Annotated in this window: 24 protein-coding genes and 1 pseudogene; 11 read left to right on the top strand and 14 right to left on the bottom strand. The window is 72.5% G+C overall.

What is annotated here, in order from left to right:
* Positions 1-108: 108 nt before the first annotated feature.
* From B7R87_RS13145 to B7R87_RS13125, 5 genes are all read right to left on the bottom strand, one after another.
* Complete coding sequence (locus B7R87_RS13145) at positions 109-552, bottom strand: subtilase-type protease inhibitor (RefSeq protein ID WP_006348599.1); 444 nt, start codon at positions 550-552, stop codon at positions 109-111.
* 345 nt (positions 553-897) lie between these two features.
* Positions 898-2,025: a hypothetical protein gene (locus B7R87_RS13140; protein WP_130585087.1), complete on the bottom strand. Its 1,128-nt coding sequence runs from the start codon at positions 2,023-2,025 to the stop codon at positions 898-900.
* A gap of 218 nt (positions 2,026-2,243) precedes the next feature.
* Positions 2,244-3,914 carry a hypothetical protein gene (locus B7R87_RS13135; protein WP_006348601.1) on the bottom strand — a complete coding sequence of 557 codons (1,671 nt, stop codon included), beginning with the start codon at positions 3,912-3,914 and terminating at the stop codon, positions 2,244-2,246.
* Positions 3,911-4,744, bottom strand: a complete 834-nt coding sequence (locus B7R87_RS13130) for an ABC transporter ATP-binding protein (RefSeq protein ID WP_006348602.1) — start codon at positions 4,742-4,744, stop codon at positions 3,911-3,913. The genes B7R87_RS13135 and B7R87_RS13130 overlap by 4 nt, the downstream gene beginning before the upstream one ends.
* Before the next feature lie 319 nt (positions 4,745-5,063).
* Complete coding sequence (locus tag B7R87_RS13125) at positions 5,064-5,738, bottom strand: bifunctional DNA primase/polymerase (protein ID WP_040915882.1); 675 nt, start codon at positions 5,736-5,738, stop codon at positions 5,064-5,066.
* Between the two features lie 468 nt (positions 5,739-6,206).
* Between B7R87_RS13125 and B7R87_RS13120 the strand changes: the two genes are divergently transcribed.
* Together B7R87_RS13120 and B7R87_RS13115 are read left to right on the top strand one after the other, a co-directional pair.
* Positions 6,207-7,589, top strand: a complete 1,383-nt coding sequence (locus B7R87_RS13120; RefSeq protein ID WP_006348604.1) for a hypothetical protein — start codon at positions 6,207-6,209, stop codon at positions 7,587-7,589.
* Positions 7,590-8,312: 723 nt separating this feature from the next.
* Positions 8,313-9,263, top strand: coding sequence for a hypothetical protein (locus B7R87_RS13115; protein ID WP_006348605.1), 951 nt, complete (start codon positions 8,313-8,315; stop codon positions 9,261-9,263).
* A 26-nt stretch (positions 9,264-9,289) separates the two neighbouring features.
* Here B7R87_RS13115 and B7R87_RS13110 read toward each other — a convergent pair whose 3' ends face one another.
* Positions 9,290-10,456 (bottom strand): ABC transporter substrate-binding protein, encoded by a 1,167-nt coding sequence (locus B7R87_RS13110; RefSeq protein ID WP_006348606.1) that lies wholly within the window; start codon positions 10,454-10,456, stop codon positions 9,290-9,292.
* Between the two features lie 378 nt (positions 10,457-10,834).
* On the opposite strand from B7R87_RS13110, the gene B7R87_RS13105 reads away from it, so the two are divergent.
* The gene (locus B7R87_RS13105; protein ID WP_040915886.1) at positions 10,835-11,281 is read left to right on the top strand and encodes an SCO4402 family protein; all 447 of its coding nucleotides are present in this window, start codon (positions 10,835-10,837) and stop codon (positions 11,279-11,281) included.
* Positions 11,282-11,621: 340 nt separating this feature from the next.
* Entirely contained in the window at positions 11,622-12,473 is an 852-nt protein-coding gene (gene purU / locus B7R87_RS13100) for a formyltetrahydrofolate deformylase (RefSeq protein ID WP_006348608.1), read from the top strand.
* Between the two features lie 80 nt (positions 12,474-12,553).
* Here purU and B7R87_RS13095 read toward each other — a convergent pair whose 3' ends face one another.
* On the bottom strand, positions 12,554-13,924 hold the full coding sequence (locus B7R87_RS13095) for a maleylpyruvate isomerase N-terminal domain-containing protein (RefSeq protein WP_233168826.1): 1,371 nt from the start codon (positions 13,922-13,924) through the stop codon (positions 12,554-12,556).
* Entirely contained in the window at positions 13,921-14,502 is a 582-nt protein-coding gene (locus B7R87_RS13090; RefSeq protein ID WP_006348610.1) for a sigma-70 family RNA polymerase sigma factor, read from the bottom strand. Before B7R87_RS13090 ends, B7R87_RS13095 begins: the two co-directional genes overlap by 4 nt.
* Before the next feature lie 333 nt (positions 14,503-14,835).
* Between B7R87_RS13090 and B7R87_RS13085 the strand changes: the two genes are divergently transcribed.
* Entirely contained in the window at positions 14,836-15,351 is a 516-nt protein-coding gene (locus tag B7R87_RS13085) for an EF-hand domain-containing protein (RefSeq protein WP_006348611.1), read from the top strand.
* Here B7R87_RS13085 and B7R87_RS13080 read toward each other — a convergent pair.
* The 4 genes from B7R87_RS13080 to B7R87_RS13070 form a co-directional block, all read right to left on the bottom strand.
* The gene (locus B7R87_RS13080) at positions 15,332-15,568 is read right to left on the bottom strand and encodes a hypothetical protein (protein WP_006348612.1); all 237 of its coding nucleotides are present in this window, start codon (positions 15,566-15,568) and stop codon (positions 15,332-15,334) included. The genes B7R87_RS13085 and B7R87_RS13080 overlap by 20 nt on opposite strands.
* Positions 15,569-15,633: 65 nt before the next feature.
* Entirely contained in the window at positions 15,634-15,786 is a 153-nt protein-coding gene (locus tag B7R87_RS33105) for a hypothetical protein (protein ID WP_164516017.1), read from the bottom strand.
* Positions 15,783-16,025 carry a hypothetical protein gene (locus tag B7R87_RS13075; protein WP_040915887.1) on the bottom strand — a complete coding sequence of 81 codons (243 nt, stop codon included), beginning with the start codon at positions 16,023-16,025 and terminating at the stop codon, positions 15,783-15,785. The genes B7R87_RS33105 and B7R87_RS13075 overlap by 4 nt, the downstream gene beginning before the upstream one ends.
* Positions 16,015-16,239 carry a hypothetical protein gene (locus B7R87_RS13070; protein WP_006348614.1) on the bottom strand — a complete coding sequence of 75 codons (225 nt, stop codon included), beginning with the start codon at positions 16,237-16,239 and terminating at the stop codon, positions 16,015-16,017. Before B7R87_RS13070 ends, B7R87_RS13075 begins: the two co-directional genes overlap by 11 nt.
* Before the next feature lie 81 nt (positions 16,240-16,320).
* On the opposite strand from B7R87_RS13070, the gene B7R87_RS13065 reads away from it, so the two are divergent.
* The 3 genes from B7R87_RS13065 to B7R87_RS13055 are packed head-to-tail and all read left to right on the top strand — an operon-like array spanning position 16,321 to position 17,605.
* Entirely contained in the window at positions 16,321-17,175 is an 855-nt protein-coding gene (locus B7R87_RS13065; protein ID WP_233168825.1) for a helix-turn-helix domain-containing protein, read from the top strand.
* The gene (locus B7R87_RS13060; protein WP_006348616.1) at positions 17,172-17,381 is read left to right on the top strand and encodes a DUF397 domain-containing protein; all 210 of its coding nucleotides are present in this window, start codon (positions 17,172-17,174) and stop codon (positions 17,379-17,381) included. The genes B7R87_RS13065 and B7R87_RS13060 overlap by 4 nt, the downstream gene beginning before the upstream one ends.
* A gap of 14 nt (positions 17,382-17,395) precedes the next feature.
* Complete coding sequence (locus B7R87_RS13055; RefSeq protein ID WP_006348617.1) at positions 17,396-17,605, top strand: DUF397 domain-containing protein; 210 nt, start codon at positions 17,396-17,398, stop codon at positions 17,603-17,605.
* 13 nt (positions 17,606-17,618) lie between these two features.
* Here the strand turns inward: B7R87_RS13055 and B7R87_RS13050 are convergent, their stop codons facing one another.
* Together B7R87_RS13050 and B7R87_RS13045 are read right to left on the bottom strand one after the other, a co-directional pair.
* Complete coding sequence (locus B7R87_RS13050) at positions 17,619-19,121, bottom strand: MFS transporter (RefSeq protein WP_006348618.1); 1,503 nt, start codon at positions 19,119-19,121, stop codon at positions 17,619-17,621.
* A 134-nt stretch (positions 19,122-19,255) separates the two neighbouring features.
* Positions 19,256-20,794: a class I adenylate-forming enzyme family protein gene (locus B7R87_RS13045; protein ID WP_006348619.1), complete on the bottom strand. Its 1,539-nt coding sequence runs from the start codon at positions 20,792-20,794 to the stop codon at positions 19,256-19,258.
* Between the two features lie 174 nt (positions 20,795-20,968).
* Here B7R87_RS13045 and B7R87_RS13040 point away from each other — a divergent pair, with 174 nt between their 5' ends.
* From B7R87_RS13040 to B7R87_RS13030, 3 genes and pseudogenes are all read left to right on the top strand, one after another.
* Positions 20,969-22,105, top strand: a complete 1,137-nt coding sequence (locus B7R87_RS13040; RefSeq protein ID WP_006348620.1) for an acyl-CoA dehydrogenase family protein — start codon at positions 20,969-20,971, stop codon at positions 22,103-22,105.
* 1 nt (position 22,106) lies between these two features.
* The gene (locus B7R87_RS13035) at positions 22,107-23,147 is read left to right on the top strand and encodes an acyl-CoA dehydrogenase family protein (protein ID WP_130585085.1); all 1,041 of its coding nucleotides are present in this window, start codon (positions 22,107-22,109) and stop codon (positions 23,145-23,147) included.
* A gap of 400 nt (positions 23,148-23,547) precedes the next feature.
* Positions 23,548-23,955, top strand: a pseudogene (locus B7R87_RS13030) (ATP-binding protein); the annotation flags it as partial.
* Positions 23,956-24,194: the final 239 nt, after the last annotated feature.

The following is a 24,194-nucleotide window of genomic DNA, read 5'->3' as shown; positions in this document are numbered from 1 at the left end:
ACCGGGCCGCCCCTCCTCGTACGCCGTACGCCTCGCGTGCGCGCGGGCTCGGACCTGCGACACCCGCTTGAGGAGAGCGGTGGTCGGTACGCCCGCGTGCGCGCGGGATCAGAACTCGAAGACGATCCCGAGCGTCGCCGCCATCTCGCAGGAGTTGTTGTACGTGCCGGACCAGGCGACCCGGCGGCCCTCCCAGACCCCGTCGGCCGTGACCGTCACCGGCGCCCACTCCCGGGTGCACAGGGTCTGCGGCAGCTCCGACGGCAGGGCGCGGAAGTCGCCGCCCACGGCGCGCAGTTCACGGCAGGCGTCGGCCGCCGCCGGGTGGGTTCCGGTCGCGCGCGGGGCGCAGGACAGGGTCACCGCGCGCTCGGCCGTGGTTTTGGTCCGGGTCTCGCCCTGCCCCACGGTCAGGACGAGGGCGGACGGCGCGTACAGGGCGGGCGCCCCGGCCGTCGGCTGGGCGGCCGCCGTGCTCATGGCGGTCCCGGCGACGCCCAGCATGAGCGCGGCGGCCGAGACGAACAGGCTCCGCGGAGACAGAGGACGCATGGAGAGAACTCCTTCGCTTCGAGGTCGCATTGAGGGTGGTGCGACTGCGGACGGGAGTCTTGCGTAAGCGCAGGGTGAGCGCATGTCCGGCGCCGGTTTCCGGTCGGGCGTCCCCCGAAAGGGGTGACCGAATGGTCGTTCGGGCAGCTCGCGCGGGGTGCGGCCGCCGAGCGGACACGTTCCACCATCCGGACGATCTCTGCCGGTCCCAACGGAAAGAACCGCCTGAGCTGCGTGGATGCTCAGGCGGTACGTTCCTTCAGCCAACCCGCTTCGACGGGAAACCGCCGCCGCGCGGCCCCCGCGGGCCCTCGTTCGAACGGTCCGAGCCCGGAGGCGGGGTGGCTAGCCGATCGGCTGGCGCATCTCCGTACGGACCTTCGCCGTCGTCTCGGCGGCCTGCGCCAGATCGACCGCCTCGGGCCTGATGCTGGTCGACTTGCCGTCGATCAGCCCGACCGTCGCACCCGTATTGCCGTCCACCCAGGCGCAGACCGGCATCGTCACCTTGGTGCCCGCGCTGGTGGCCACGATGACCTGGCAGCTGATCGTGGTGTCGGATCCGGCCGGCTTGAAGTCCTTGGGCGGGACGGCGAGCCGGGAGTTCTGCTCCGACGCGCTGCCCCGCAGCATCGCCTTGCGGGAAATGTCCGGCTGCTTGATCTGCGCGTACATCCCGGAGACGACGAGTCCGCCGTTCTGCGGGCCGCCCGCCGAGGTGTACTGGCCGACGATCGCCTTGGGGTTCTTCACCAGCGGGTCGCGGGCCTGCACGGCCTTCTCGCCCAGCTCGGACATATCGTCGGTGAACTTGTACTTCTGGGCGACCAGGGTGGGCGGCAGCACCAGCTTGTACCGGGCCTCGGGGAAACCGTCCGAGTCGGTGCCCGGGTCCGTACCGGCGCCGGGGTCCGTACCGGAACCGCCCGTACTCGACGCGGATTCCGAGCCCTTGTCGGCCTTGTTGTCGCCGTCGCCGTCGCCGCTGAAGACGGTGTTCCCCAGCCAGGACAGCACCAGCAGACCGGTGACGACCCCGGTGACCACCAGGATCGTCCGGCCCGGCCGCCGCTGCTTCGGCGCCGGCGGCTGCGGAGCGCCCCAAGTCCCCTGAACATGGGGCCCCTGGGGGCCCGGCGGCGGCCCGCCGAAGGCCGGGGCCGGGGGTATGGGACCGGTCTGGTCCGGCCCGGCGCCGGGCTGTCCCTGCTGTGGATAGCCGTAGGGCTGCCCGGCACCGTAACCGGGCGGAGGCTGCTGGGGATCGGGCGCCCCGTAGGCGGGCGGCGGTGGAGCCCCGTACCCCGGCTGTCCCTGCGGCGGATACTGCTGCCCGCCGTACGGGTCGTGGTACGGAGGCTGCGCGGGCTGCTGGGCGTACGGATCCCCGTACGGTCCCGGACCGGTCTGCCCGTACCCCCCTTGGGGGTCGTGCTGCGGGGACTGGGGATGCGGTGGCGGCGGCGTCGACATACCCAGCAACTTACGGCACACCACCGACGGCCCCGCCCCGTATGTCTGTCATCGCAGGTCGGCGCGGGTGCGGGCCCCGCACGGACCAGGCGCAGGCCCGCGTACGGGCCCGGGACGGCTCCGGGTACGGCTCCGCCCGGAGCCCCGCGGCCGGTTCGGGCCGCCGGAGTCCGGGCGGATGCGGTGACACGGTGTCCCGCGGCGGTACGGAGACGGGGTCAGCCCTTGCTGACCGCCGCCAGGATCTCCGGCCCCCGCCGGGCCGTCAGCGGCGCGGCCAGCTTCAGACCCGCCCAGGCCAGCAGCGCCCCGTACAGCGCCCCCGCGGGCAGCAGCAGCCACATATCGCCCCGCGCGTCCGAGTCCTTCATCATCACGACCGCGACGATCAGCGGCGAGCACAGCAGCGCCGAGACGATCGCACCGCCCCCGAGTGATATCCACGCCAGCGACGCCTGCCCCGCCCCGACGTTCTTGTACGCGCTGTCCTGCGGAATCGAGTACGGATAGCGGGCCGAGCCGTAGGCGCCGGTGCCCAGCATCGCGCCGAGCACCGCCAGCGAGAGACCCAGCGCGGGCACCAGCCCGTCCAGGTCGCCGACCGCGAACGCGATCCCCACCGTGACCAGCACCGTGTACGGCAGGGCGATCAGCAGCAGCGCCACGGCGCGGGCCCGCAGCTCCTCGTACGCGTCCCGGGTCGTGGACATCGTCTGGAGAACCATCCAGAACGCCGAGGTGTCCTGCCCGAACTGGTTGTACATCTGCATGCCGAGCATGCTGGTCGCGAAGGCCGCGAAGTACACCGAGCCGGTGCCCTGGACCACATTGACCAGCGGGATGAGCGCACCGATCGCCAGCGCCGACACCAGACCGGCCTTGGTCTTCGGATCGCGCCACAGATAGCGCAGGGCGCGCTGCATCACGGCACCCGTACGCCCCTCGGGGAGGAAACGGTTCAGCCCGCGGCCCCCGCGGCCCACTTCGCGTTCGGAGGCCGCCGCGATCGTGGAGCCGTCGGGGGCGGTCATCAGCCCCGTGAGGATCCGGCGCCACCACCACAGCAGCCCGCCGAGGGCGGCGGCGGAGAGCGCGAGCTGCGCGGCGGCCGTGCCGTACGCGCCGTCGCTCGTGGCGTCGACCGAGGCGATCGCGGACGCGATCGGCACCCAGCGGACGACGTCGGCCGCGGGCGCCAGCGCGCCCAGCCCCTCCTCGGAGCGGCCCAGCTCCTGGAAGCCCAGATTGACCGCCTGGAGGCCGACCGCGATCACCAGCCCGCTGAGCAGGGCCAGATCACGGCCCTTGCGGGAGGTCAGCAGCCGGATATTGGCCGCGGCGACCGACCGGGCCAGGGCGATACAGCCCAGCAGCGCCAGCGGTACGGCGACGACGGCCACCGCGGCCGCCGCCCAGCTGTGGGCGACCGCGATCCCGGCGCCCAGCAGCACACAGAAGGTGAACAGCGGCCCGGTGCCCACCAGGGACGCGGCCGTCAGCGCCGTCACCAGCGGACCGGGCCGCAGCGGCAGCATCACCAGCCGGGTCGGGTCCAGGGTCTCGTCACCGCTGGGGAAGAAGAGCGGCATCACCGCCCAGCCCAGTGCCAGCACGCCCGCGTACAGCACCCCGGCGATCATCACGTTCTCGGAGCCGCGCATCGCGACGAAGCCGAGCAGCTGGAGTACGGCGAACAGCACCGCCAGCACCAGCGAGATCACGAAGACCGTCTTGCGCGCGGTCGACTGGCGCAGCCCGTTGCGGAGCAGCGACAGCTTCAGCCGTACGAAGACGGCGGCCAGCGCGCCCGTGGACAGTTCGCGCGGTACGGCTCCGCCCGCCGGGCCGGTGACCGCCGCGGCACCGGCCGCGGCGTCCGTCGCGGTCATCGGGCGGCCCCGTTTCCGCCGCCCAGCCAGTCCAGGGACTCGCCCGCGTCCGCGCCCTGCGCGCCGACCAGTTCCAGGAAGGCGCTCTGCAGGCTCGGCGCGTCGCCGCGGACCTCCGCCAGGGGGCCCTGGGCCCGGATCCGGCCCTGCGCCATCACCGCGACCCAATCGCACAGCGACTCCACCAGCTCCATCACATGGCTGGAGAAGACGACGGTGGCGCCGGACGCGGTGTAGCGCTCCAGCACGCCCCGGATGGTCTGCGCGGAGACCGGGTCGACGCCCTCGAAGGGCTCGTCGAGGAAGAGGACCTCGGGGTTGTGCAGCAGCGCGGAGGCCAGACCGATCTTCTTCCGCATACCGGTCGAGTAGTCGACGACCAGCTTGTGCTGGGAGCCCGCCAGGCCCAGGACGTCGAGCAGCTGGGTGGCGCGCTTGTCGACCTGGTCGCCGGGGAGCCCGCGGAGCCGGCCGCTGTAGGCGAGCAGTTCGCGCCCCGACAGCCGCTCGAACATCCGCAGCCCCTCGGGCAGCACACCGATCCGCGATTTGACGGCGACCGGATCGGCCCAGACGTCATGGCCCGCGATGTCGATCCGGCCCTGGTCGGGGCGGAGCAGTCCGGTCATCATCGACAGCGTCGTGGTCTTCCCCGCGCCGTTGGGGCCGACCAGTCCGATGAACCGCCCGGCGGGCAGGACGAGATCGACACCGGAGACGGCGATCTGCTCGCCGAACCGTTTCCACAGTCCTTCCACCCGCACGGCGGGCGGTGCTCCCTCGTCCGCCGCCACGGGCCGGTCCGTGGCCGTGGTCCGCTGCTCCGGCATGGTCGTGCTCCTTCGGGTCCCCGGGGCCGTACGCGTACGGGGGCCGGGCGACGGGAACGCCGGACGGCCGCGGTGCCGCGTCAGTACGGGTCCAGCCTAAACAGCAGGCGAAACGATTCTTCGGGGGGAGGGGCGGGGAGAGGGCGACGAGGGAGGGGGGAACGTCGCAGGTGGGGCCGGGTTTCGGAGCGGGGGAGGGGGCGAGGTGTGGCCGGGTATGGGTGCCGGTCCGGTCCCCGGCGGTGGGGCACCGGGGGGACGGGTTCCTGCTGGGCGGTCGCGGGAGGCCGCACTAACGGCCTCCGGAGCGGACAGGGCTCTACCGGCGGGCCCGGGCGGCCGCGGCTTCGCGTCCGCAGGCATACGCGAGGGGGCTGATCAGCTCCTCCGTATCGGGCAGCCAGCGGTTCTCCGCGGTGGGGCGCCGCACCCACTGCACCGGGCCCATACCGCCGATCCGCGTCGGCGGGGCGGCCACATAGTGACCCTGGCCGCGCGGGACGAGGTCCAGGGAGCTGGGCGCCCAGCCCAGATCGCGGATCAGCGCGGGCGCCTTGGCCGCACCGCCCGGCAGGACGAAGAAGAGCGTCCGGCGGTCGGGAGTGGAAGCGACCGGGCCCAGCGGCAGCTCCATCCGCTCCATCCTGGCCAGCGCGAGGAACCCGGCCGACTCGTGGACGTCGAGGACGTCGAACGTCCGGCCCGTGGGCAGCAGAACGGACGCCTTGGGATGCTTGCCCCACAGCCGGCGGGCCCCCGCCGCGCTCCCCGTGGCCTGATTCGTCCAGTCCGGGCGTACGGCATGGGCACCCGGGGCGGCGCAGGCGGCGTCGCCGCACGAGCAGAACTCCCTGCCGTCGGCCGCCTCCAGCCAGGTCCCGGGGAACACGTCCCAGTGCCGTTCCTCCGCGTACCGCACAGCGTGGTCCACCAACTGCTCCCCCCGCTGCTGGGGGATCTGCGCTGTTTCTGCGACTCCGATGGTCTCTTCCACGACCCTCTCAACTCCCGTGGTCACCGGGGGTTACGGGCCCCCTACGGGCCGCCCCCGGGATCATGATCCCGCATATGGGGCGCATGGATGCACATGCGGGGGCGCGTACACACATCGGTCAGGGAATCGGGTATCACCATGGAAGGGGACGGCTGTGCGGGAGAGCGCGTCCCACCGGGCAGGGAGGCCCGGTGGCCGTGCCGGGGCGCGCGAAATCGGAGTGCTTCAGTCCGGTCTGGTCCGGTGCCACCGGGGGCATCTTTCGGGGGGACTTCCGGAATTCTGGACGTACGGATCCCCGGATGCCTCCAGCATCTGGAGAAACCCGACCAACTCGACCAACTCTCATAAGCACTCCCAAGTCTGCATTCTCCGTATATCCGCCGGACAGTGATCAAGGCGTTGCCCGACCAAGGCGTGCCGGGTCAACGCGTTCGATCACCCGCGGCCCTCAGGGGGTTACATCCAATGGCAGCCAGGCCACTTGTCGCCCGCCAGCCCAACGAACGGCTGCAGGCGCTGATTCAGGAAGCCGGGTGCTCCAACGCCGGGCTCGCGCGCCGCGTCAACATGGTCGGCGCGGAACGCGGGCTCGACCTGCGCTACGACAAGACGTCCGTGGCGCGCTGGCTGCGCGGCCAGCAGCCGCGCGGACGGGCACCCGGGATCATCGCCGAAGCACTCGGCCGCAAACTCGGCCGCACGGTCACGATCGACGAGATCGGCATGGCCAACGGCAAGAACCTCGCCTCCGGCGTCGGACTCCAGTTCTCCCCGACCGTCCTCGGCGCCATCGAGCAGGTCTGCGAACTGTGGCGCAGCGACGTCGGCCGCCGCGACTTCCTCTCCGGCGCCTCCGTCGCCGCGTCCGCCCTCGTCGAACCCAGCCGAGACTGGCTGATCACCGGCGCCGACGCACAGGTCGCCCGGAACGCGGGCGCGCGGGTCGGCAGCGCCGACGTCGAAGCCGTACGCGCCATGACCCACGCCCTCACCGACCTCGACCACCGCTTCGGCAGCGGGCACATCCGGCCCGTCGTCGTCCACTACCTGAACTCCGTCGTCTCCGGACTGCTCTCCGGCTCCTACCGCGAATCCGTCGGCCGCGAACTCTTCGCCGCCGTCGCCCGGCTCACCGAACTCGCCGGATACATGGCGGTCGACACCGGACAGCCCGGACTCGCCCAGCGCTACTACATCCAGGCCCTCCGCCTCGCCCAGGCCGCCGACGACCGGGGCTACGGCGGATACGTCCTCGCCGCCTCCATGAGCCACCTCGCCGCCCAGCTGGGCAACCCCCGCGAGATCGCCCAACTCGCCCGGGCCGCGCAGGAAGGCGCCCGCGGCCAGGTCACCCCCCGCGCCCAGGCCATGTTCCACGCCGCGGAAGCCCGCGGGCACGCCCTCCTCGGCGACGCCCGCACCTGCCAGGCCGTCGCGGGCAAGGCGATCGCCGCCCTGGAGCGCGCCGAACCCGAATGCGGCGACGACCCCGTGTGGATCGGCCACTTCGACGAGGCCTACCTCTCCGACGAACTCGCCCACTGCTACCGCGACCTGGGCCAGTCCGAAGCCGCCGCACACCACGCGGCGGGCGCGCTCGAAGGGCATCCCGAGACCCGGGCCCGGCGCCGCGCCATCGGCTACGCCCTCCTCGCCACCGCGCAGGTCCAGCAGCGCGAGGTCGAACAGGCCTGCCACAGCGGCACCCGCGCGCTGGAACTCCTCGGCACGCTGCGGTCCAGCCGGGGCGCGGAGTATCTGGACGACCTCCAGCAGCGGCTGGAGCCGTACGCGGACGAGGCGCCGGTGAGGGAGTTCGGGGCGCGGCTGGAACTCCAGGCAGCGTAGGCGCCTCCCTCTCAGGGGCCTTGGGCCTCGGGCCCCGGGGCGGGGTTGCCCGCGGGGGCGCCTCCGGCGTCGGGCCCCGGGCCCCCGGGGTGGGCGTTGCCCGCGGGTGCGGGCTGCTCCTGCGCCTCAAGCGCCGGCGGGGCTTAAAAGATGGGTGACCGTTGCTCCGTGGTGTAGGTCGCCGACCTTGCCGGGTTCGGCTGGGTCGGTGGCCTCCGGGCTCACCTCCTCGCGGCCTGCGATGCACTGCCCCGAAGCGCGTCCGGTCTTGTCGCAGGTCCACTGCGGGGGCGACCCTGCACCCCCCTCCCACGTGATCCCCGCATGATCAGTCGCCCAAGGTCCTCGGTGTCGTTGCGCGTCACGGGAGGGGGGGCTCCAACCCGCGTGGAGTCATTCCTAGCAGGGGCGGAGAGGAAGGCGCTTAGGGGCGCGAGGAACTGCGCGACAAGCCACCCACGGCCCGCGGCCGGACACGTATCCCCGGCCACCAGCGGCGCTCCCCACGCCCCCCGCCCCCAGGGGGAGGCGACCCGGTAGTTTGGGGCGGTTGGAGAGCGCGGCGCGCCTTGGATGGAGGTTCCGGTGACGCACAGCGGACGTGGGCACGGGCAAGGTCAGGGCGGCCGCCCCGGTGATTCCTGGATACCCGACACGCCCGCCCCCGGGCAGCCGTGGGGCGACCCCTGGGGCCCGGCGCCCGTACCGCAGGAAGACGCCACCATGAACCTCGCGCCGGTGCCGCCGGACGGTGCCGATGACGCGACCCGGTTCATCCCGCCCGTACCGCCCGAGGGCGCGGACGATGCGACCCGGTTCATCCCGCCCGTACCCCGGGAACGCGGTCACGACGAGACCCGGCTCCTCCCACCCGTACCCCCGCCGGAGGCAGACGCGTTCGAGAGCCTCTTCCGGCAGGACGGCGACCGCCCCGAGAGCCCCCGGGCCCGGGCCGTCCGGGAGGAGCGCGAGGCGGAGCGGCAGAAGGCTTCGCAGCTCGCGGTGATGGGGGCGGTGGTCGTCGCCTGTGCGGTGCTGGGGCTCGGGCTGAGCGCCGCGATCTACGGCGGGGACGATACGGGCAAGGACGACGCGCCGCCCTCCGCCGCCGCCAATACCCCCGGCACCTCCGCGCCCGCGAGGTCGGCCGCCCCGCCCCCGCCCCCGCCGCCCAAGCCCAGCCCGAGCGCCTCCGAGGAGGAGGACCGGCCCGACGGCCCCGCCCGCACCCAGGCGGAGGCGCTCGACAGGCTGCTGGCCGACAGCAACAACAGCCGGGACGCCGTGGTGCGTTCGGTGGCCAACATCCGGCAGTGCCAGGAGCTGGGCCGGGCGGCCACCGATCTGCGGGGCGCGGCCGAACAGCGCCGGATTCTGGTCGCCCGGCTCCAGTCGCTCGGTGTCGACCGGCTGCCGCGCGGCGGTGAGCTGAGCGCCGCCCTGATCAGGGCGTGGCAGTCGTCGGCCGCCGCGGACGACCACTACGCGTCCTGGGCCGAGCAGGTCCAGGGCGAGCGGGGCTGCCGGGACGGCCGGGCCCGGACCACCCGCCGGGCGGTGGAGGGGAACCGGGCCAGCGCCGCCGCCACCGACGCGAAGCGGCAGGCGGCGGGGATGTGGAACGCGATCGCGGAGGAGCACGAGCTGACCGAGCGCCGCGCCGAACAGCTCTGAGAGGGGGAGCCGGGGGAGCCGGGGCGCTAGAGGATCTTGCTGATGTCGTCGATGCCCTTGCCCTGGGAGACCAGGCGTCCGCCGCGTACGACATGGAAGGTGACCGACCGGTTCGCGGCCCGCGGATAGCCCGCGAAACCGGTCAGGTCGGTGAAGCGCCAGTTCAGGGTGGGAGTGAGGCCTCCGGTGGTGACCTCGGTGCCGGAGTCGAGGGCCTGGATGATGCGCCGTGAGTCGACCGTGTCGGAGTTGACGGCCCGGATCGCGGAGGCGAGGACCGAGTAGGCGATCCACGTGGTCTGGACGCCCGCGTCGGCCGGGTCGATCCGGTCGTCCCCGAAGGCGTGTTCCCCGATGACCTTCTTCATGAGGTCCCAGCGGGAATCGTCCGTGCCGGGGTACCAGCCGGTGACGAACGCGCCCTCGTAGGGCCCCTGACGTCCGCCCGTACGGTTGATCAGGGGCTGGTCGACGCTGCCGCTCACCGACGAGAACCTGATCTCGCGGCCGTCGTCGGGAAGTCTGCGGTAGGAGTCGACGAAGGTCTCGGTACGTTCCCCGAGGGCCGCCGTGACACAGCCGGGCCGCTCGTCGGAGCTACCCTCGGCTCCGGCGCCCGCCAGGTCCCGGGCCCGGGCGGCCTCCCGGGCGTAGCCGGTGGCGTTGTCGGGCGCGAGGACGTCCTTGGGGGCGGGCCGGCCGGCATGGGCGAGCCCGGCGCCCAGGAGCTGCGGCAGGGAGTCGCCCGCGGCGGTGTCGGGCCGGACGATCGCGACCCGGCGGCATTCGTCGGCGAGCTGGACCCCCTGTCCGGCCAGGAGCGCGGCCTGCCCGGCGTTGACGGGGTAGGAGACGACCGAGGAGAACTCGTCGTCGGAGATGCCGTAGCCACCGATATAGGGGATGGAGGCGGCCTGGAGCGGGGCCAGGAAGGCGTTGCCGTGCTGGCTGTACGAGCCCACGACCGCGTCGGCCTTCTCGCGTACCGCCTGCCGGGCGCAGTCGGACGCGCCGCGCGGGGTGTCGCCCTCGTTGCAGGTGATGACCCGCAGTTCATGGCCGTCGATGCCGCCGGTGGCATTGGCCCAGCGGGCGTACGCCTTGGCCATGGCGGGCATGCCGGGCATGTTCGTGGCGTCGGTGCCCTCGGGTGCGAAGGTCATCACGGTGATCCGGTCGGGATCGTCCCCCACGCCGGGGAGCGCGCCGCAGCCGGTGAGGAGCAGGGTCCCGGCGAGGGCCGCGGCGGCGGCCGGCCCGCCGCGGGCGCGGGGTGCGCGGAGCGCTGGTGCCGGGGCGCCGGTCCGGTCGCTTTCCGGCCCGCGGGCGATTCGGGGGGCGGCTCCGGAGGCGGTTCCGGCGGCGGGGGAGTGGCGCCTGCTGTCCGTCATGGACCATCACGTTTCCGCCACCGGGGTAACGGCGGAGTGTGGGTTGTCGGCGGGAAGATGGCAGAAGGATGAACAGCGTGCACCGGGGGGCGGGTGGGGTGCGCGGGGCGGGAACGTACGATCGACGGCGTGCAGTCCGCCCCGAATCCCCCTTCCCGTCGCGTACGTCGCTCCTCCACCATGGGCGGTATGCCGCTCACTGACATGCCCTGGTGGCGTTGGCGCCTCAATGTGCGCTCGGTGCTGCACATGCTCTCCGACCCCGCCTTCCACCAGGAGACCTGGCTGGCGGGGAGGGAGGGCTACGGCGATGTGACCGACGCCGTCTACCGGCTGGTCGAGGACACCTGGCTGGACAACTGGTCCGCCGAGAAGTACGTCGGGACGATCTTCCGGGACGCGGCCGAGGCCGCGCTGGTGGACGCGGCGGTGCTGCGGGTGCTGCGGATCATGCACCAGGTCGGGCCGGACGCGCCGGTGTCCGCGTATCTGGAGCATCCCGGCTGGCCGGATGCGGTACGGGCGGCGCGCGAGGCGCATGTACGGCTCGCGGGGAACGACGCCGAGGACCCGGACGCCCCGCCGAGGTCGCTGGACGTACTGCGGATCATGACCCGGTCTGCTTAGGCCGTGTCGTCAAAATAGCGCCGTCCGCCCGAAGGGCGGGGCCTGCGGCTCCCCCAGCCCTGCGGCTGGGGGGACCCCCAGGTGCGTGCAATCGCAAGGCGGTGGGGGTCCCCCCGGCGAAGCCAGGGGGCGGTTTCCCTCGTACTGGGCGTACTCGGGAAATCCCGACAACGCTGGGGGCACCTCCCGTGCCCGAAGGGCACAGGGGGAGAGTGTGCGTGCCGGGCGTCGCGGGCCAGGCGGGATTTTGACGACACGGCCTAGTCCCGGGGGGCGTGCCCGGCGTCCGTTCTGCGGACGATTCCCGCGTCGCGGGGTGCCGGTGTGGCACCCTACGAGGATGACCGAACAGTACGTACTGACGCTGTCCTGCCCGGACAAACAGGGCATTGTGCACGCTGTGTCGAGTTACCTCTTCATCACCGGCTGCAATATCGAGGACAGCCGCCAGTTCGGTGACCAGGACACCGGTCTGTTCTTCATGCGCGTCCAGTTCTCGGCCGAGCAGCCGGTGACGGTGGACAAGCTGCGGGCCAGCTTCACCGCCGTCGGCGACTCCTTCCAGATGGACTGGCAGATCCACCGCGCCGACGAGCCCATGCGGATCGTCCTGATGGTCAGCAAGTTCGGTCACTGCCTCAACGACCTCCTCTTCCGCTCCCGGATCGGCGCGCTGCCGGTGGAGATCGCCGCGGTCGTCTCCAACCACCGCGACTTCGAAGCGCTGGTCGGCTCGTACGGAGTCCCCTTCCGCCATATCCCGGTGACCCGCGACAACAAGCCCGAGGCCGAGGCCGAGCTGCTGGAGCTGGTCCGGGAGCAGGACGTCGAGCTGGTGGTCCTCGCCCGCTATATGCAGGTGCTCTCCGACGATCTGTGCAAGCAGCTCAGCGGCCGGATCATCAATATCCACCACTCCTTCCTGCCGAGCTTCAAGGGCGCCAAGCCCTACCACCAGGCGCATGCCCGCGGAGTGAAGCTGATCGGGGCGACCGCGCACTATGTGACGGCCGATCTCGACGAGGGCCCGATCATCGAGCAGGAGGTGGAGCGGGTCGGCCACGAGGTCACCCCGGACCAGCTCGTCGCGGTGGGCCGGGACGTGGAGTGCCAGGCGCTGGCGCGCGCGGTGAAGTGGCACGCCGAGCACCGGATCCTGCTGAACGGGCACCGTACCGTCGTCTTCGCCTGACCCTGACCTCTGAGCCCTGACCTCTGAGCCCTTACTCCAAGACCGCCGTCGCCGCCGGTTGCGTTCCGGCGGCGGCGAGGTCAGAGCCTGCTCAGTGACGCCGCCGCGAACAGCAGATCCCGGATCGCCTCCCGGTCCCCGTCCTGGCCCGCCGCCGCGTCCTCCGGCGGCACATGACCGGCGACCAGCTTGCAGAACTCCACCGCGTCCAGCGCCACTTGCGCCACCGTGTGGTCGGGTGAACCGAGCGCTGCCGGGGAGTCCAGCGCGATGTACCAGTTCCCGCCGCCCGCGCCCTCCACCTCCAGATGGACGGAGCGCCCCGGCGCGCCTGCCGTGACGAGCTGCCGTACGGGCCCGGCCAGACCGGCCCGCCGCCGTCCGGCGAGCGCCGCGGGCAGCAGCCTGGCCGCCAGGTCGATCATCCGGTTCAGATGCGGGCCGCGCGGCGGATCGTACGGATAGGCCACCGCGCCCGCGATGTCGTCGGCGTGGATCCAGCATTCGAAGGCCCGGTCGATCATCGAGTCCCGCAGCGGGAGCGAGAAGTCGCCGTACGACACCGACAGATCGGCGGCGCCGGGACCGGCGAAGGAGACCGTACGGATCAGGGTGTGGCTCTGCTCCCGCCACGGCGGGTGGACGGACCGGCCGCGGGGACCCGATTCGGCCCGCCAGAACTTCTCCGTCCGCTCCGCCGGACCCCTCGGCGCCTCACGCCCGATCGGGTCGTCGAGCCCGAGGGCACTCGCCACCAGCCCGTCGATGCTCATCAGATGCCCGATCACCCGGCTGACGGTCGTCCACTCCTCGACCGCCCGCTGTCCGTCGAACCAGCGCAGCGGGACCGGGACGTCCCAGTCCCGTCCGCCGATGTCGCGGAGCAGGGCGTCGAGCCGTGCCGTCTCCGCATCGTACGGAGCGGCCCAGTCCGGCACCGGGATCCGGGGCGGCCTGCGGACCAGGCAGTTCTCCAGCACCCGGAACCGCAGCGACGCAGGCAGGTCGAGGTCCCGTTCGGTGTGCAGCAGCTCGACCGCACCGCGGAGCCGCCGCGCCTCGTCCTCGCAGGGCGCGCATCCGGTCAGGTGCGCGTCGACGGCCGCGGTCTCCTCGGGAGAGCAGGCGGCCAGCGCCCACGCGCCGAGCAGGGACTTCAGGACGCGGTGGGGGAACGGCCCTTCGGAGTCGTCTCCTCCGTCCATGGCGTGGATCGGTCGGTCTGGTGTACGGGGCATATCGGCCTCGGCCGGATGGTCGGCTGGCGGGGTGCCGTGCGCGGGGCCGCACGGCTTCGGACTCTCTCCCGGACTCGTCGCCGGGCGGGGCACCGCGGACGGCCCCGGCGGGGGCCGGTGGTCGTCACCGGTCGGCCGTGAGCCGGGCGTCCGCGGCGCCCCTCGGACCTCCTCGGGTTCGTCGTCCCCTTCCCCTGCCGCCGGGCCGTTCACAGGGAGCGTCCATGACCGGGCGGTACGCCGCCCTCCACCGGGCGGCTGTGGGCGGTCGACAGCAGCTGCAGCCCGAGCCGGAGCCTGCGCCGGGCCTCGTCCTCGGTCACCCCGAGATCGGCGGCGGTCTGGCGGTAGTCCCGCCGTTCGAAGTAGGCCAGCTCCAGCGCCTGGCGCAGCGGGGCCGGCATGGAGGTGCGTATGTAGTCGGCACGGGCCTCGGCCGCGGCCCGCAGCACCCGCTGCTCCAACTGCTCCGTGGTGCCGTCGGCACCCCGGGCCAGCGCGGCCGCTCCGGTGCGCCGCAGCCGGTCCACGGCGTGCCGGTTGGTCACCCGGGCCACCCAGGAGCGCATCGAGCCGTGCCGCGGGTCGTAGGCGTCGGGGTTCTCCCAGAGATAGCCGAAGACGTCCCGGGTGACCTGGTCGGCCGCCTCGTCGTCGTCGAGCACCCGGTGGGCCAGGCTGTGCACGAGGGACGCGAACTTGTCGTACAGCTCACCGAGCGCCGCGGCCTCGCCCCGGGCCAGCCGCTGCTGCATCCGGCGGTCCCAGCGCAGCTGCGTGTCCTTAGCCATCGGTCCCGGCCCCCAACCCTGTCCGCCCTGCCCTTGTCTCGTCCGCTGTTCTGTCCGCTGTGTTCCGCTGTTCCGTCGTGTACGCCTACCCCTCCCCCCGAATCTAGTGCGCGCACCCTGCTGGGTACGCCCCTTTGCGCCAAGTGCGCCCCCAGGGGCGGGTCGAGGTGGTATGGGGCTTGTGCAGGTGCGCCCGTTACCGCAGGTCACCGCTGGTGGCGGGGGAGCGGTGGGGGCTCATCGGCCCGTCACCGGCGGTTGGTTTTCCGTTCGCGCTGGGTCAATTGGCGGGTAGTTGCACGCGTCAGCCGCTCGGGGCCTTACGCTCCCCGCATGGACAGCGCAGAGTACGAGCGCAAGATTGCGTCTCGGTTCGCCGCATTCGATCAGGACGGCAACGGCTTCATCGACCGTGAGGACTTCAGCGGGGCGGCCGCGAGGCTGCTCGCCGAGTTCTCCACGACTCCCCGCTGCGACAAGGGCCAGGCGCTCTACAGCGGTGCCGAGGCCTTCTGGCAGGGCATGGCCGGGATCGCCGACGTCGACGGCGACCAGCGCGTCAGCCGCCAGGAGTTCGTCACCGGGGCGGTCAAGCGCCTCCGGGACAACCCGGAGCGCTTCGCGGAGATCGCCCGCCCGTTCCTGCACGCGGTGCTTGCCGTCGCGGACACCGACGGCGAGGGCGTGACGACGGGCGCGGCGGAGCGGGTCCTGACCGTCCTGGGCGTCTCCCCCGCGATCGCCGCGGAGGCGTCCCGCGCCCTCGACCCGGACGGCGACGGCCGCATCCGCGAGGACGACGCACTGAAGGCGTTCGCGGCGTACTACGTCACTCCGGAGCACCCGTAGCCCCTGCCGGGGCTCTCGGCGGGCTGATGTCCTCGCCGGGGGTGGGGCCCGCGCCGGTGCCGAGCACGCAGCGGGGGCAGGCGTAGAGGACCACCGGCGGACCGCTCGCGCGCTCCACCGAACCGACCTCGGTCGGGGCGCAGGTTTCGGCCTTGCAGCGGACGCAGACGGCGTCGAAGGGCCGCCGTGCCTTTGCGACGAGGGCGTCGCGTGTCATGGTCACCTCCGGGCCCCGGCGGACCGTTGGGGCGGTCCGCCGGGTGCTGGTGTTTCCGGGTGGGGTCAGGACTCGGGAGGCGCGGGCGGATGGCCGGCTTCCTCGTGGCGGCGGCGCAGTACACGGCAGTCGGCCGCGCGGGACTGGTCCCCGGTCCCCCTGGCCTCCAGCTCCTCGTCCTCCAGTTCGCGGCACCGCGCGCAGACGGTCGCGGTCACGCCGTCGCCCCCTTGCTGCGTTCGTTGGCCTCGGTGACGGCGGTGCTGAGGAGTTCGGAGGCGGTCACGGGCCGCAGATCGGCCGCGGGTACGTCCCATTCGATGCCGCCGCCGAGGGGCCGCAGCCAGTAGCGCGTATGCGTCCGGTCCATGACCCGTCCCACCTTGTTGCGCACGGTGTCCCTGGCCGTCCCGCCGATCTCCGGCCGCCAGGGCGTTGCACTTGCGTCAGTGGACATGGGACCGCCCCCTCCGCAGCCGGATCGCCTCGTTCTGCGCGAGCCGCCGGAGGGCCGCGAGGGCGGCGACGAGGGTGCCGCGGTCGCAGGCGTATCCGCCCCGCGGAACCCAGTCGGGCGCCAGCCCCCAGAACCCGCCCGCTCTGATCAGGGCGTCGAGTTGGGATTGGGGGGTGGGGGTGAGGGTGGGGGTGATGACGTGGGCAGCGGGCATGGGTCGCTCCTCTCCGTAGCGTTTCCACTACAAGGAGCTTCAGAGTTGCCTAGGGTTGGAATCTCTTCAACGAGACAAAACTTGGAGGGCACATTGGTAAATCGCAAGGAGCTGAACCCCGATGGAAGCCCGGAAGAGGCCTTCGGCGCACGGCTGCGCAGCTTACGAGAGGCAAGGGGCTGGACTCAGGACGACTTGGCCGAGCGGATCGGATACTCGGGGCGGCACATCTCGGCGGTCGAAACAGGACGCAGGCCGCCAACACGCCGTTTTGCGCAGAGTGCTGACACCATTTTTGGCCTCGAAGGATCCGTAGACACGTTCGAGCGTCAATGGCGGGAGATCCGACATGGCGTGCTCCTGGAAGGCTTCCCGGAATACGTCGGACACGAGGGGCGGGCAGCGGAGATCCGCCTGTTCGAAGTGGGCGTCATTCCTGGGCCTCTTCAGACACGTGAGTACGCGACGGCTCTTGAGGCCATCAACGTCAAACGCGGCACTCTCACCGTGGAGCAGGCGGGCGAGAGGGTTGACTTCCTGATAGAGCGGCAAGCCGCCTTGGCTCGTCGCCCCCTGGCCCCTCTCGTCTTCGCCGTGCTGGACGAGAGCTGCATCCGTCGGCCCATTGGGGGCCCCAAGATCATGAGCGCCCAGTTGGAGAGCCTGATCGGATTTGCCGAGCAGCCGAACACGGCGCTTCAGATCGTTCCGTTCGAGATGGGCGAGCGGCGCCCCTTCGACCGTCTCGTGAACCTGTTGACCATGGCGGACCGGTCTGTGCTGGCCTACGTAGAGTCCCAGCTCCAGGGCCACTTGGAACGTGAGATCACTTCGGTGCTGCCGCTGATCAGGGCCTACCATCAACTACAGACGGAAGCGCCGTCACAGGCAGAGTCTGTTGCCATGCTCAATCAGGTGCGAGAGGGAATCTCATGACGACCGACGACCTCAATTGGATCAAGTCCTCGTACAGCGGCAATGGTGGGTCCTGCGTCGAGTGGGCCCCTGAACACGTGTCCGCCACCGGCATCGTCCCGATCCGCGACAGCAAGTGCGCTGAGGGACCGGTTCTCATAGTCTCGGCCCGCGCCTTCGCCGGACTTGTGGTCGGCGTCAAGGCCGGAGATCTGGGCACCAACTGACGAGAGGAACCACCGTGACGTACGACTGCCTCGACTGGACCAAGTCTTCGTACAGCGACAACGGTGGCGCCTGCGTCGAGTGGGCCCCTCAGTACGCGTCCGCCACCGGCACGGTCCCCGTCCGTGACAGTAAGCGCACCGACGGGCCCGTGCTCCTGGTCTCCGTGTCCGCCTTCGCCGGGCTCGTCGCGGGCGTCAGGACCGGCGGGTTCGGCACCCACTGACAGGCACCCGGCCTCAATGCGCTGACGTCGCGGTGAAGTCCTTCGGGACCAGCCACGCCACCAGCACCGTCCCCGCCGCCACAAAGCCCACCGACACCCACGCCGTCGTCGTCAGCGCCGAGTCGAACGCGGTGCGGGCGGCGGCGAGGACGGTCGGGTCGTTCAGCTCCGCCGCCTGGCCGATCGACTCCCGGGCGGCGGACGGGCGGCCCGCCATGTCGCTTGCGTAGACCGCCGCGTGGATGGAGCCCAGGAGCGCGACGCCGAGGCCGACGCCGAGTTCGTACGAGGTCTCGGAGACCGCTCCCGCCTGGCCCGCCCGCTCGGCGGGGACCGCGGAGACCAGGACCGCCGCCGCCGTGGTGATGGCGAGGCCGTCCCCGAGGCCCAGGGCGACGAAGACGACGGCGACGTACGGATAGGTCGTCGGCTCCGGGGAGAGTGCCAGCACCAGGAAGCCCGCGACCATGCACGCCAGGCCCGTGGTCATTGCCGCCCGGACGCTCACATGCCGCATTACCCAGGGCGCCGTCAGGGAGCCCGCGAGCGCGGCGAGGGCCGCGGGCAGGGTGCGCAGGCCGGCCTGGGACGGCGAGTAGCCGTGGACGTACTGCAACCAGAGCGACAGCAGGAACAGCGCCGCACCGATCGCCATCATCGCCATCAGCGTGCCGACGGCCGCCGCCGTGAACGGGCGGCTGAGGAACAGCCGGACGTCCAGCAGCGGATCCGGCAGGGAGAGCTGACGGCGGGCGAACAGCGCGAGCAGGCCGAGGCCCGCCAGGAGGACCAGCAGCCCCGGCGCGTCCACACCACTCTTCGCGAGGTGTTTGATGCCCCAGGCCAGGGCGATGATCCCGGCGACCGACAGCAGCGCGCCCAGCCAGTCCAGGCGCTCGTGCCCCAGGTCCTTGAACTCGGGCAGCAGCCACACCCCGGCCGCGAAGGTCAGCACGACCACCGGGATGTTCACCCAGAACGCCGCAGCCCAGCCGTACTCCTCCACCAGCACCCCGCCCACCAGCGGCCCGATCGCCGCACCCGCGCCCGCGACCGCCGCCCACACCCCGATCGCGAGGGTGCGCTCGCGCGGGTCGTGGAAGATATTGCGGATCAGGGAGAGCGTGGAGGGCATCACCATCGCGCCGCCGATCGCGAGCAGCACCCGTCCGGCGATGAGCTGCGCCGAGGATTCCGAGGTGGCGGCGACGACGGACGCGGCGCCGAAGAGTGCGACGCCCGACAGGAAGAGGAGCTTGCGGCCGTAGCGGTCCCCGACCCCGGCGGAGGTGACGAGGAGCCCGCCGAGGATCAGCCCGTAGACGTCGATGATCCACAGCTGCTGGAGGGCGTCGGGGTCGAGATCCGCGATCAGGGAGGGGAGGGCGACATTGAGGATGGTGGCGTCCAGCGCCACCATCAGCAGGCTGAGGCAGAGCACCGACAGCATGGCCCACCGCCGCCCGCGCCCCGGCTGCCCCACGCCGACTTCCGATGTGCCGCTCGCGTCGTCCACTGCCGTTGCCGCCCCTTCGCCCGTCGCCGCTCACCGGTGGCCGGTTCGACGCGACCGTACGCCGGGGCCGCACGCTCCAGGGGTGAAGACCGCCGCGCGTCGCAGGGGTGGGCGCCCGAACGGGGCAAGGGCCGTCAGGCGTAGCGCTCCCGCAGCTGGTACTTGAGCACCTTCCGCAGCGTCTCGTTCCGCGGCAGCGCGTCGACGACCTCGACCTGTTCGGGGATCTTGTACGGGGCCAGGCCGAGGCCCCTGAGGAAGGCCGTCACCTCGGGCAGGGTCGGCGGAGCCGTGCCCGGCCGCTGCTCCAGGACCGCGCAGACCCGCTCGCCCCGCTCCTCGTCCGGCAGCCCGATCACCGCCGCGTCCGCGACGGCGGGATGGGTGTGGAGCAGATCCTCCACCTCCTTCGCGGAGATGTTCTCGCCCTTGCGGATGATCACGTCCTTGCAGCGGCCGGTGAGGACGAGATGCCCGGCGGGGGTGAGGTGCCCGAGGTCGCCGGTGCGGAGGAAGCCGTCCTCGTCGAAGGCGGCCGCGGTCTCGGCGGGGTCGAGATAGCCCCGGCAGACCGCCTCGCCGCGGAGCCGTACCTCCCCGTCGACGATCCGGATCTCCATGCCCTCCGGCGGCCGTCCCTCGGTGGTCGCCAGAGCCTCGGGGGAGTCGTCCGGGGACCCCATGGTGATCATGGGGACTTCGGTCATGCCGTAGCCGTGGGTGAGCGCGCAGCCCAGTTCGCGGACGACCGCGTGGTACAGCTCCGGCGGTTTCGGCGCGCCGCCGCCCGCGAGCAGCCGCAGCGTGGGGATCAGCTTCTCGCCCGGCGGCAGCTTCCGCTGTTCCGCCAGGAACATCGCGTAGAAGGCGGTGGAGCCCCCGGCGGTGGTGACGCCGTGGCGGCGGTACTCGGGCAGTACGTCGGGCAGCGCGAACTTCTCGAAGAGGACGGCGGGGAACCCGTACAGCAGCAGCATCACCAGATAGTCCGCGCCGCCGATATGGGCGAAGGGGAAGGCGATGGAGCCGACATCGTCCGGCGTGAGCCGGAGGGCGTGGGCGAGACAGGATCCGGCGGCGATCAGGGAGCGGTCGGTGTGGCGGACGCCCTTGGGATCGGAGGTGGTGCCCGAGGTCCAGTAGATCCACCGGACCGCCGTGCCGTCGGCGGGCGGCGGGGGCAGAACGGCCGGATCGCCCTGCGGAAGGCTCCCGTACGCCTCGAACACTCCGCGGGCACCGAGCCGTACCGCCATCGCCGTATGGTCGAAACCGCGCCATTCTCCGGGCACGGCGAAGTACTCCGCCCCGCAGGCGCGGAGCGCGAAACCGGTCTCGCGGTCCCGGTAGAAGGGGATGACCGGGGACTGTACGGCGCCGATACGGGCCAGGGCGGCGGCCAGGACGACGGTCTCGACCGTGGTGGGGAGCTGCCAGGCGACGACCGTGCCGGGGCGGACGCCCAGACCGTGCAGTCCGGCCGCGGTCCGTTCGGCGGCGTCCCGCAGTCCGCCGAAGGTGAGGACGCGGTCGCCTTGGAGGAGGACCCGGCGGTCGGGGGTGAGCGCGGCGCGGCGGTCGATCAGCTCCCAGAGGGTGCGGGCGGTGCCCAGCTCCCGGGCGGCGGTGGATCCTTCGGCCGGCTGCCCCGGTTCCGTACGCGTGGACTCCATGGCCGTACGCCTCCGTTCGGGACGGTGACAAGTGAACTGACGGTACGTCAGATACGGTTGCGGGGGTAGGTGCGGGGCTGCTTGTGGGCGGTCGGGGGCGGGGCTAGCCTGGGGCCGATACATATCTGATGGAGTGTCAGATTCGGTACGGCGAAGGCGGGGTGACCGGGCTCCATGGACTTCGGCCCGACGGAAGAGGAAGCGGCGTTCCGCACGGAACTGCGGAGCTGGCTGGCCACCGCCCTGCCCCGGCTCCCCCCGAAGCCCTCACCGGACGACTGGCCCGGCCGCCGCGCGTACGACACCCACTGGCAGCGCATGCTGTACGACGCCGGGTACGGCCGGCTCCACTGGGACGCGGATCCCGGCCTCCGGCTGGTCTTCCTGGAGGAGACCGAACTCGCCGGCGCGCCCTACGTCGGCGCCAACTTCGTCGGCCTCCTCCACGCCGGGCCCACCATCGCCGCCGAGGGCACGCCCGAACAGCGCGAACGGTGGCTCGGCCCGATCCTGCGCGGCGACGAGATCTGGTGCCAGGGCTTCAGCGAACCCGGCGCCGGATCCGATCTCGCCGCCCTGCGCACCCGGGCCGTCCGCGACGGCGACGCGTACGTCGTCACCGGTTCCAAGATCTGGACCTCGCACGCCGAGGTCGCCGACTGGTGCGAACTCCTCGTCCGCACCGACCCCGCCGCCCCCCGGCACCGCGGGATCAGCTGGCTGGCGCTGTCCATGGACGCGCCCGGGATCACCGTCCGGCCGCTGCGCACGCTGGCGGGAACGGCCGAGTTCGCGGAGGTCTTCCTGGACGAGGTACGGGTCCCGGCCGCCCACCGGGTCGGCGCCGAGAACGACGGCTGGCGGGTCACCATGGTCACCCTCTCCTTCGAACGCGGTACCGCCTTCGCCGGGGAGGTCGTCGCCTGCCGCCGTACCCTCGCCGCTCTCGCCGCCGCGGCCCGGGAGACCGGCCGCTGGGACGATCCGGTCCTCCGGCGCAGGCTGGGCAGGCTGCACGCCGAGTTCACCGCGCTGTGGCGGCTGGTCCAGTGGAACGTCAGCGAGGCCAGGACCGGCGGCACGGTCCCCGGCCCGGGCGGCTCCGTCTTCAAACTCCGCTACTCGGGGGCCCGGCAGGAGCTGTACGAGACCGCCGCCGAGGTCCTCGGGCCCGACGCGCTCGACCTCGGGCGGGAGTGGGCGGTCGACCGGCTGTCGTCCCTCTCGTACACGATCGCCGCCGGGACCTCCCAGATTCAGCGGAACATCATCGCCGAGCGGCTGCTCGGCCTGCCGAAAGGCGGTGCCTGAGATGCGGTTCAGGCTCACCGAAGACCAGCGGGCGCTGCAGTCCGCCACCCGCGGACTCCTCGAACGCGTCTGCCCGCCGAAGGCCCTGCGGGCCATGGCCGACGGCGCGGGGCCCCCGCGGCTCGACCGGGTGGTGTGGGCCGCGCTCGCGGAGGCCGGGGTGTTCGCGCTGCGGCTGCCGGAGGACGCCGGGGGCGTCGGTCTCGGGGCGCCGGAGGCCGTACTCGTCTTCGAGGAGCTGGGGCGGGCGCTCGTCCCCGGGCCGCTGGCCGCCACCCATCTGGCGGCGGGCCGGGTCGCGGGCGCGGCGACGGGGGAGACGGTGGTGACGCGGGCGGACGGCGGGCTGGTGGCCTGGCTGGCGGAGGCGGACGTGGTGGAGGGGTACGGGACGGGGGGCGGGGCCGGGCCTTCCGGAGCTGGGCCTTCCGGAGTCGGGCCCCCGGGCGCAGAATCCCCGGGCGCCGGGGCCTTCGGAGCCGTACCGCCGGTCGCCCTGCCCCCCGGCCCCGGGCTCCCCGGAGCCGTACCCCTGCGGTCCGTCGATCCGCTCACCCCCCTGCACCGCGTCCCGGCACCGGCCGACCCCGGCCCCTGGGACCCTTCGGCCGCCCTCCTCACCGCCGCCGAGCAGCTCGGCACGGCGGGCCGCGTCACCGAGCTGGCCGTCCGGTACGCCCGGGAGCGTGAGCAGTTCGGCCGTCCGGTGGGATCCTTCCAAGCGGTGAAACACCTCTGCGCGGACATGCTGGTCCGTACCGAACTCGCCCGGGCCGCCGTCTACGCCGCGGCCCTCTCCGGCGACCCGGCCGAGACCGCCGGGGCCAAACTCATCTCCGACGACGCGGCCGTCGCCAACGCCCGCGACTGCGTCCAGATCCACGGCGGTATGGGCTTCACCTGGGAGGCGGACATCCATCTCCACCTCAAACGCGCCTGGCTGCGGGCCCGCACCCGGCCCGTCGCCGCCGAGGCGGAGGAGGCCGCGGCCCGCGCCCTGGCCGCATCCGCCGGGCCCCCCGCGCCGCGCCCGTCGCTATAGCACCATCGCGTGTCACGTTGCGTCGATATCGGGTTGTGTCCTTCGGATGACTCGTCACGGGCCGTCGTCGGCCGCTCACTCCGGTACGCTCCCTGAAATGCGAGTCGTACCGAGGCACGACGGCCGCGGTGACGCCCCTGCGGTGTCCCCGTGCCCGGAAATGCGCGCCGCTCACACCACGGGTGAGCGGGCCGCGAGCCCCTGTTCGACTCGCCGCGGCAGGTGTCGCACAGCACTCACCCCGAGTACTCCTTCGTGCTGGAATATGCCCGAAGCGCTTGTTGCGGTGACTGTACGTCAACCATGCTGTCCCGCACGGGAGTCACAGGCAGTGACCCTGCCGGGAAAGACCCAGTCGAGGCGCGAGGCGTTGTGTCCGCCGGTTCGGATGGTGTGAGCGGTGCAGGTGCTCCAGGTTCAGTTGGAGGTCGGTCCCGATCCCGCGGAGGTGGGGCGGGCCCGTAGATGGGCGCGGTCCCGGCTCGTCGGCTCCGGGATAGAGCACGACGAGCCGCTGGCGGACACGCTGATCCTGCTGATCTCGGAGCTGGTGACCAACGCGGTCGTCCACACGGGCTGCCCCGCCGTGCTGCGGATGCTCTTCGGCTTCGGCAAGGAGGAGGCGGGCACGGTCCGGGTCGAAGTCGCTGACCGCTGTGCCCGGCCGCCCCGGCGGCGTACCGCGGAGGACGACGAGACCAACGGCCGCGGTCTGGAACTCGTCGACGGTCTGGCCGACCGCTGGGGCTGGTCCCAGGAGGGCAACGGCAAGGCGATCTGGTGCGAGATCGACCGGGGTGTGCCCGTCGGGGCGCCGTATCCGGACGACACGCGCGGCGCCCGCGGCACGTACTCCGGCCCGCTCGGCGGCACCGCGCGCGAGAGCGCGACGGCGGGGGCTCGGGAGGCGGCCCGCGGTACGGGCACCGTGGTCGTACGGAACCCGGGCACGGTCGCCGTCCGCCAGCCGGGGACGGTGGCGGTACGGGAGCCGGGCACCGGCGCCGGAGGGGCGCGGGACGGTGCGCGCGGCGGAGCCGCCCGTAC

Source organism: Streptomyces tsukubensis (assembly GCF_003932715.1).
GTDB classification, from domain to species: domain Bacteria; phylum Actinomycetota; class Actinomycetes; order Streptomycetales; family Streptomycetaceae; genus Streptomyces; species Streptomyces tsukubensis.
Note: the sequence above shows the minus strand (reverse complement) of the source record. Positions and strands in the feature narration are given on the sequence as shown.

Bases quoted from the DNA above. Each gene is read 5' to 3' on its own strand.
- B7R87_RS13085 (WP_006348611.1), top strand. From the start codon at position 14,836: ATGGACAGCGCAGAGTACGAGCGCAAGATTGCGTCTCGGTTCGCCGCA.
- B7R87_RS13090 (WP_006348610.1), bottom strand. From the start codon at position 14,502: ATGGCTAAGGACACGCAGCTGCGCTGGGACCGCCGGATGCAGCAGCGG.
- B7R87_RS13120 (WP_006348604.1), top strand. From the start codon at position 6,207: ATGGCAGCCAGGCCACTTGTCGCCCGCCAGCCCAACGAACGGCTGCAG.
- B7R87_RS13140 (WP_130585087.1), bottom strand. From the start codon at position 2,025: ATGTCGACGCCGCCGCCACCGCATCCCCAGTCCCCGCAGCACGACCCC.
- B7R87_RS13115 (WP_006348605.1), top strand. From the start codon at position 8,313: ATGAACCTCGCGCCGGTGCCGCCGGACGGTGCCGATGACGCGACCCGG.
- B7R87_RS13060 (WP_006348616.1), top strand. From the start codon at position 17,172: ATGACGACCGACGACCTCAATTGGATCAAGTCCTCGTACAGCGGCAAT.
- B7R87_RS13145 (WP_006348599.1), bottom strand. From the start codon at position 552: ATGCGTCCTCTGTCTCCGCGGAGCCTGTTCGTCTCGGCCGCCGCGCTC.
- B7R87_RS13080 (WP_006348612.1), bottom strand. From the start codon at position 15,568: ATGACACGCGACGCCCTCGTCGCAAAGGCACGGCGGCCCTTCGACGCC.
- B7R87_RS13040 (WP_006348620.1), top strand. From the start codon at position 20,969: ATGGACTTCGGCCCGACGGAAGAGGAAGCGGCGTTCCGCACGGAACTG.
- B7R87_RS13105 (WP_040915886.1), top strand. From the start codon at position 10,835: ATGGGCGGTATGCCGCTCACTGACATGCCCTGGTGGCGTTGGCGCCTC.
- purU (WP_006348608.1), top strand. From the start codon at position 11,622: ATGACCGAACAGTACGTACTGACGCTGTCCTGCCCGGACAAACAGGGC.
- B7R87_RS13045 (WP_006348619.1), bottom strand. From the start codon at position 20,794: ATGGAGTCCACGCGTACGGAACCGGGGCAGCCGGCCGAAGGATCCACC.
- B7R87_RS13035 (WP_130585085.1), top strand. From the start codon at position 22,107: ATGCGGTTCAGGCTCACCGAAGACCAGCGGGCGCTGCAGTCCGCCACC.
- B7R87_RS13130 (WP_006348602.1), bottom strand. From the start codon at position 4,744: ATGCCGGAGCAGCGGACCACGGCCACGGACCGGCCCGTGGCGGCGGAC.
- B7R87_RS13075 (WP_040915887.1), bottom strand. From the start codon at position 16,025: ATGTCCACTGACGCAAGTGCAACGCCCTGGCGGCCGGAGATCGGCGGG.
- B7R87_RS13070 (WP_006348614.1), bottom strand. From the start codon at position 16,239: ATGCCCGCTGCCCACGTCATCACCCCCACCCTCACCCCCACCCCCCAA.
- B7R87_RS13135 (WP_006348601.1), bottom strand. From the start codon at position 3,914: ATGACCGCGACGGACGCCGCGGCCGGTGCCGCGGCGGTCACCGGCCCG.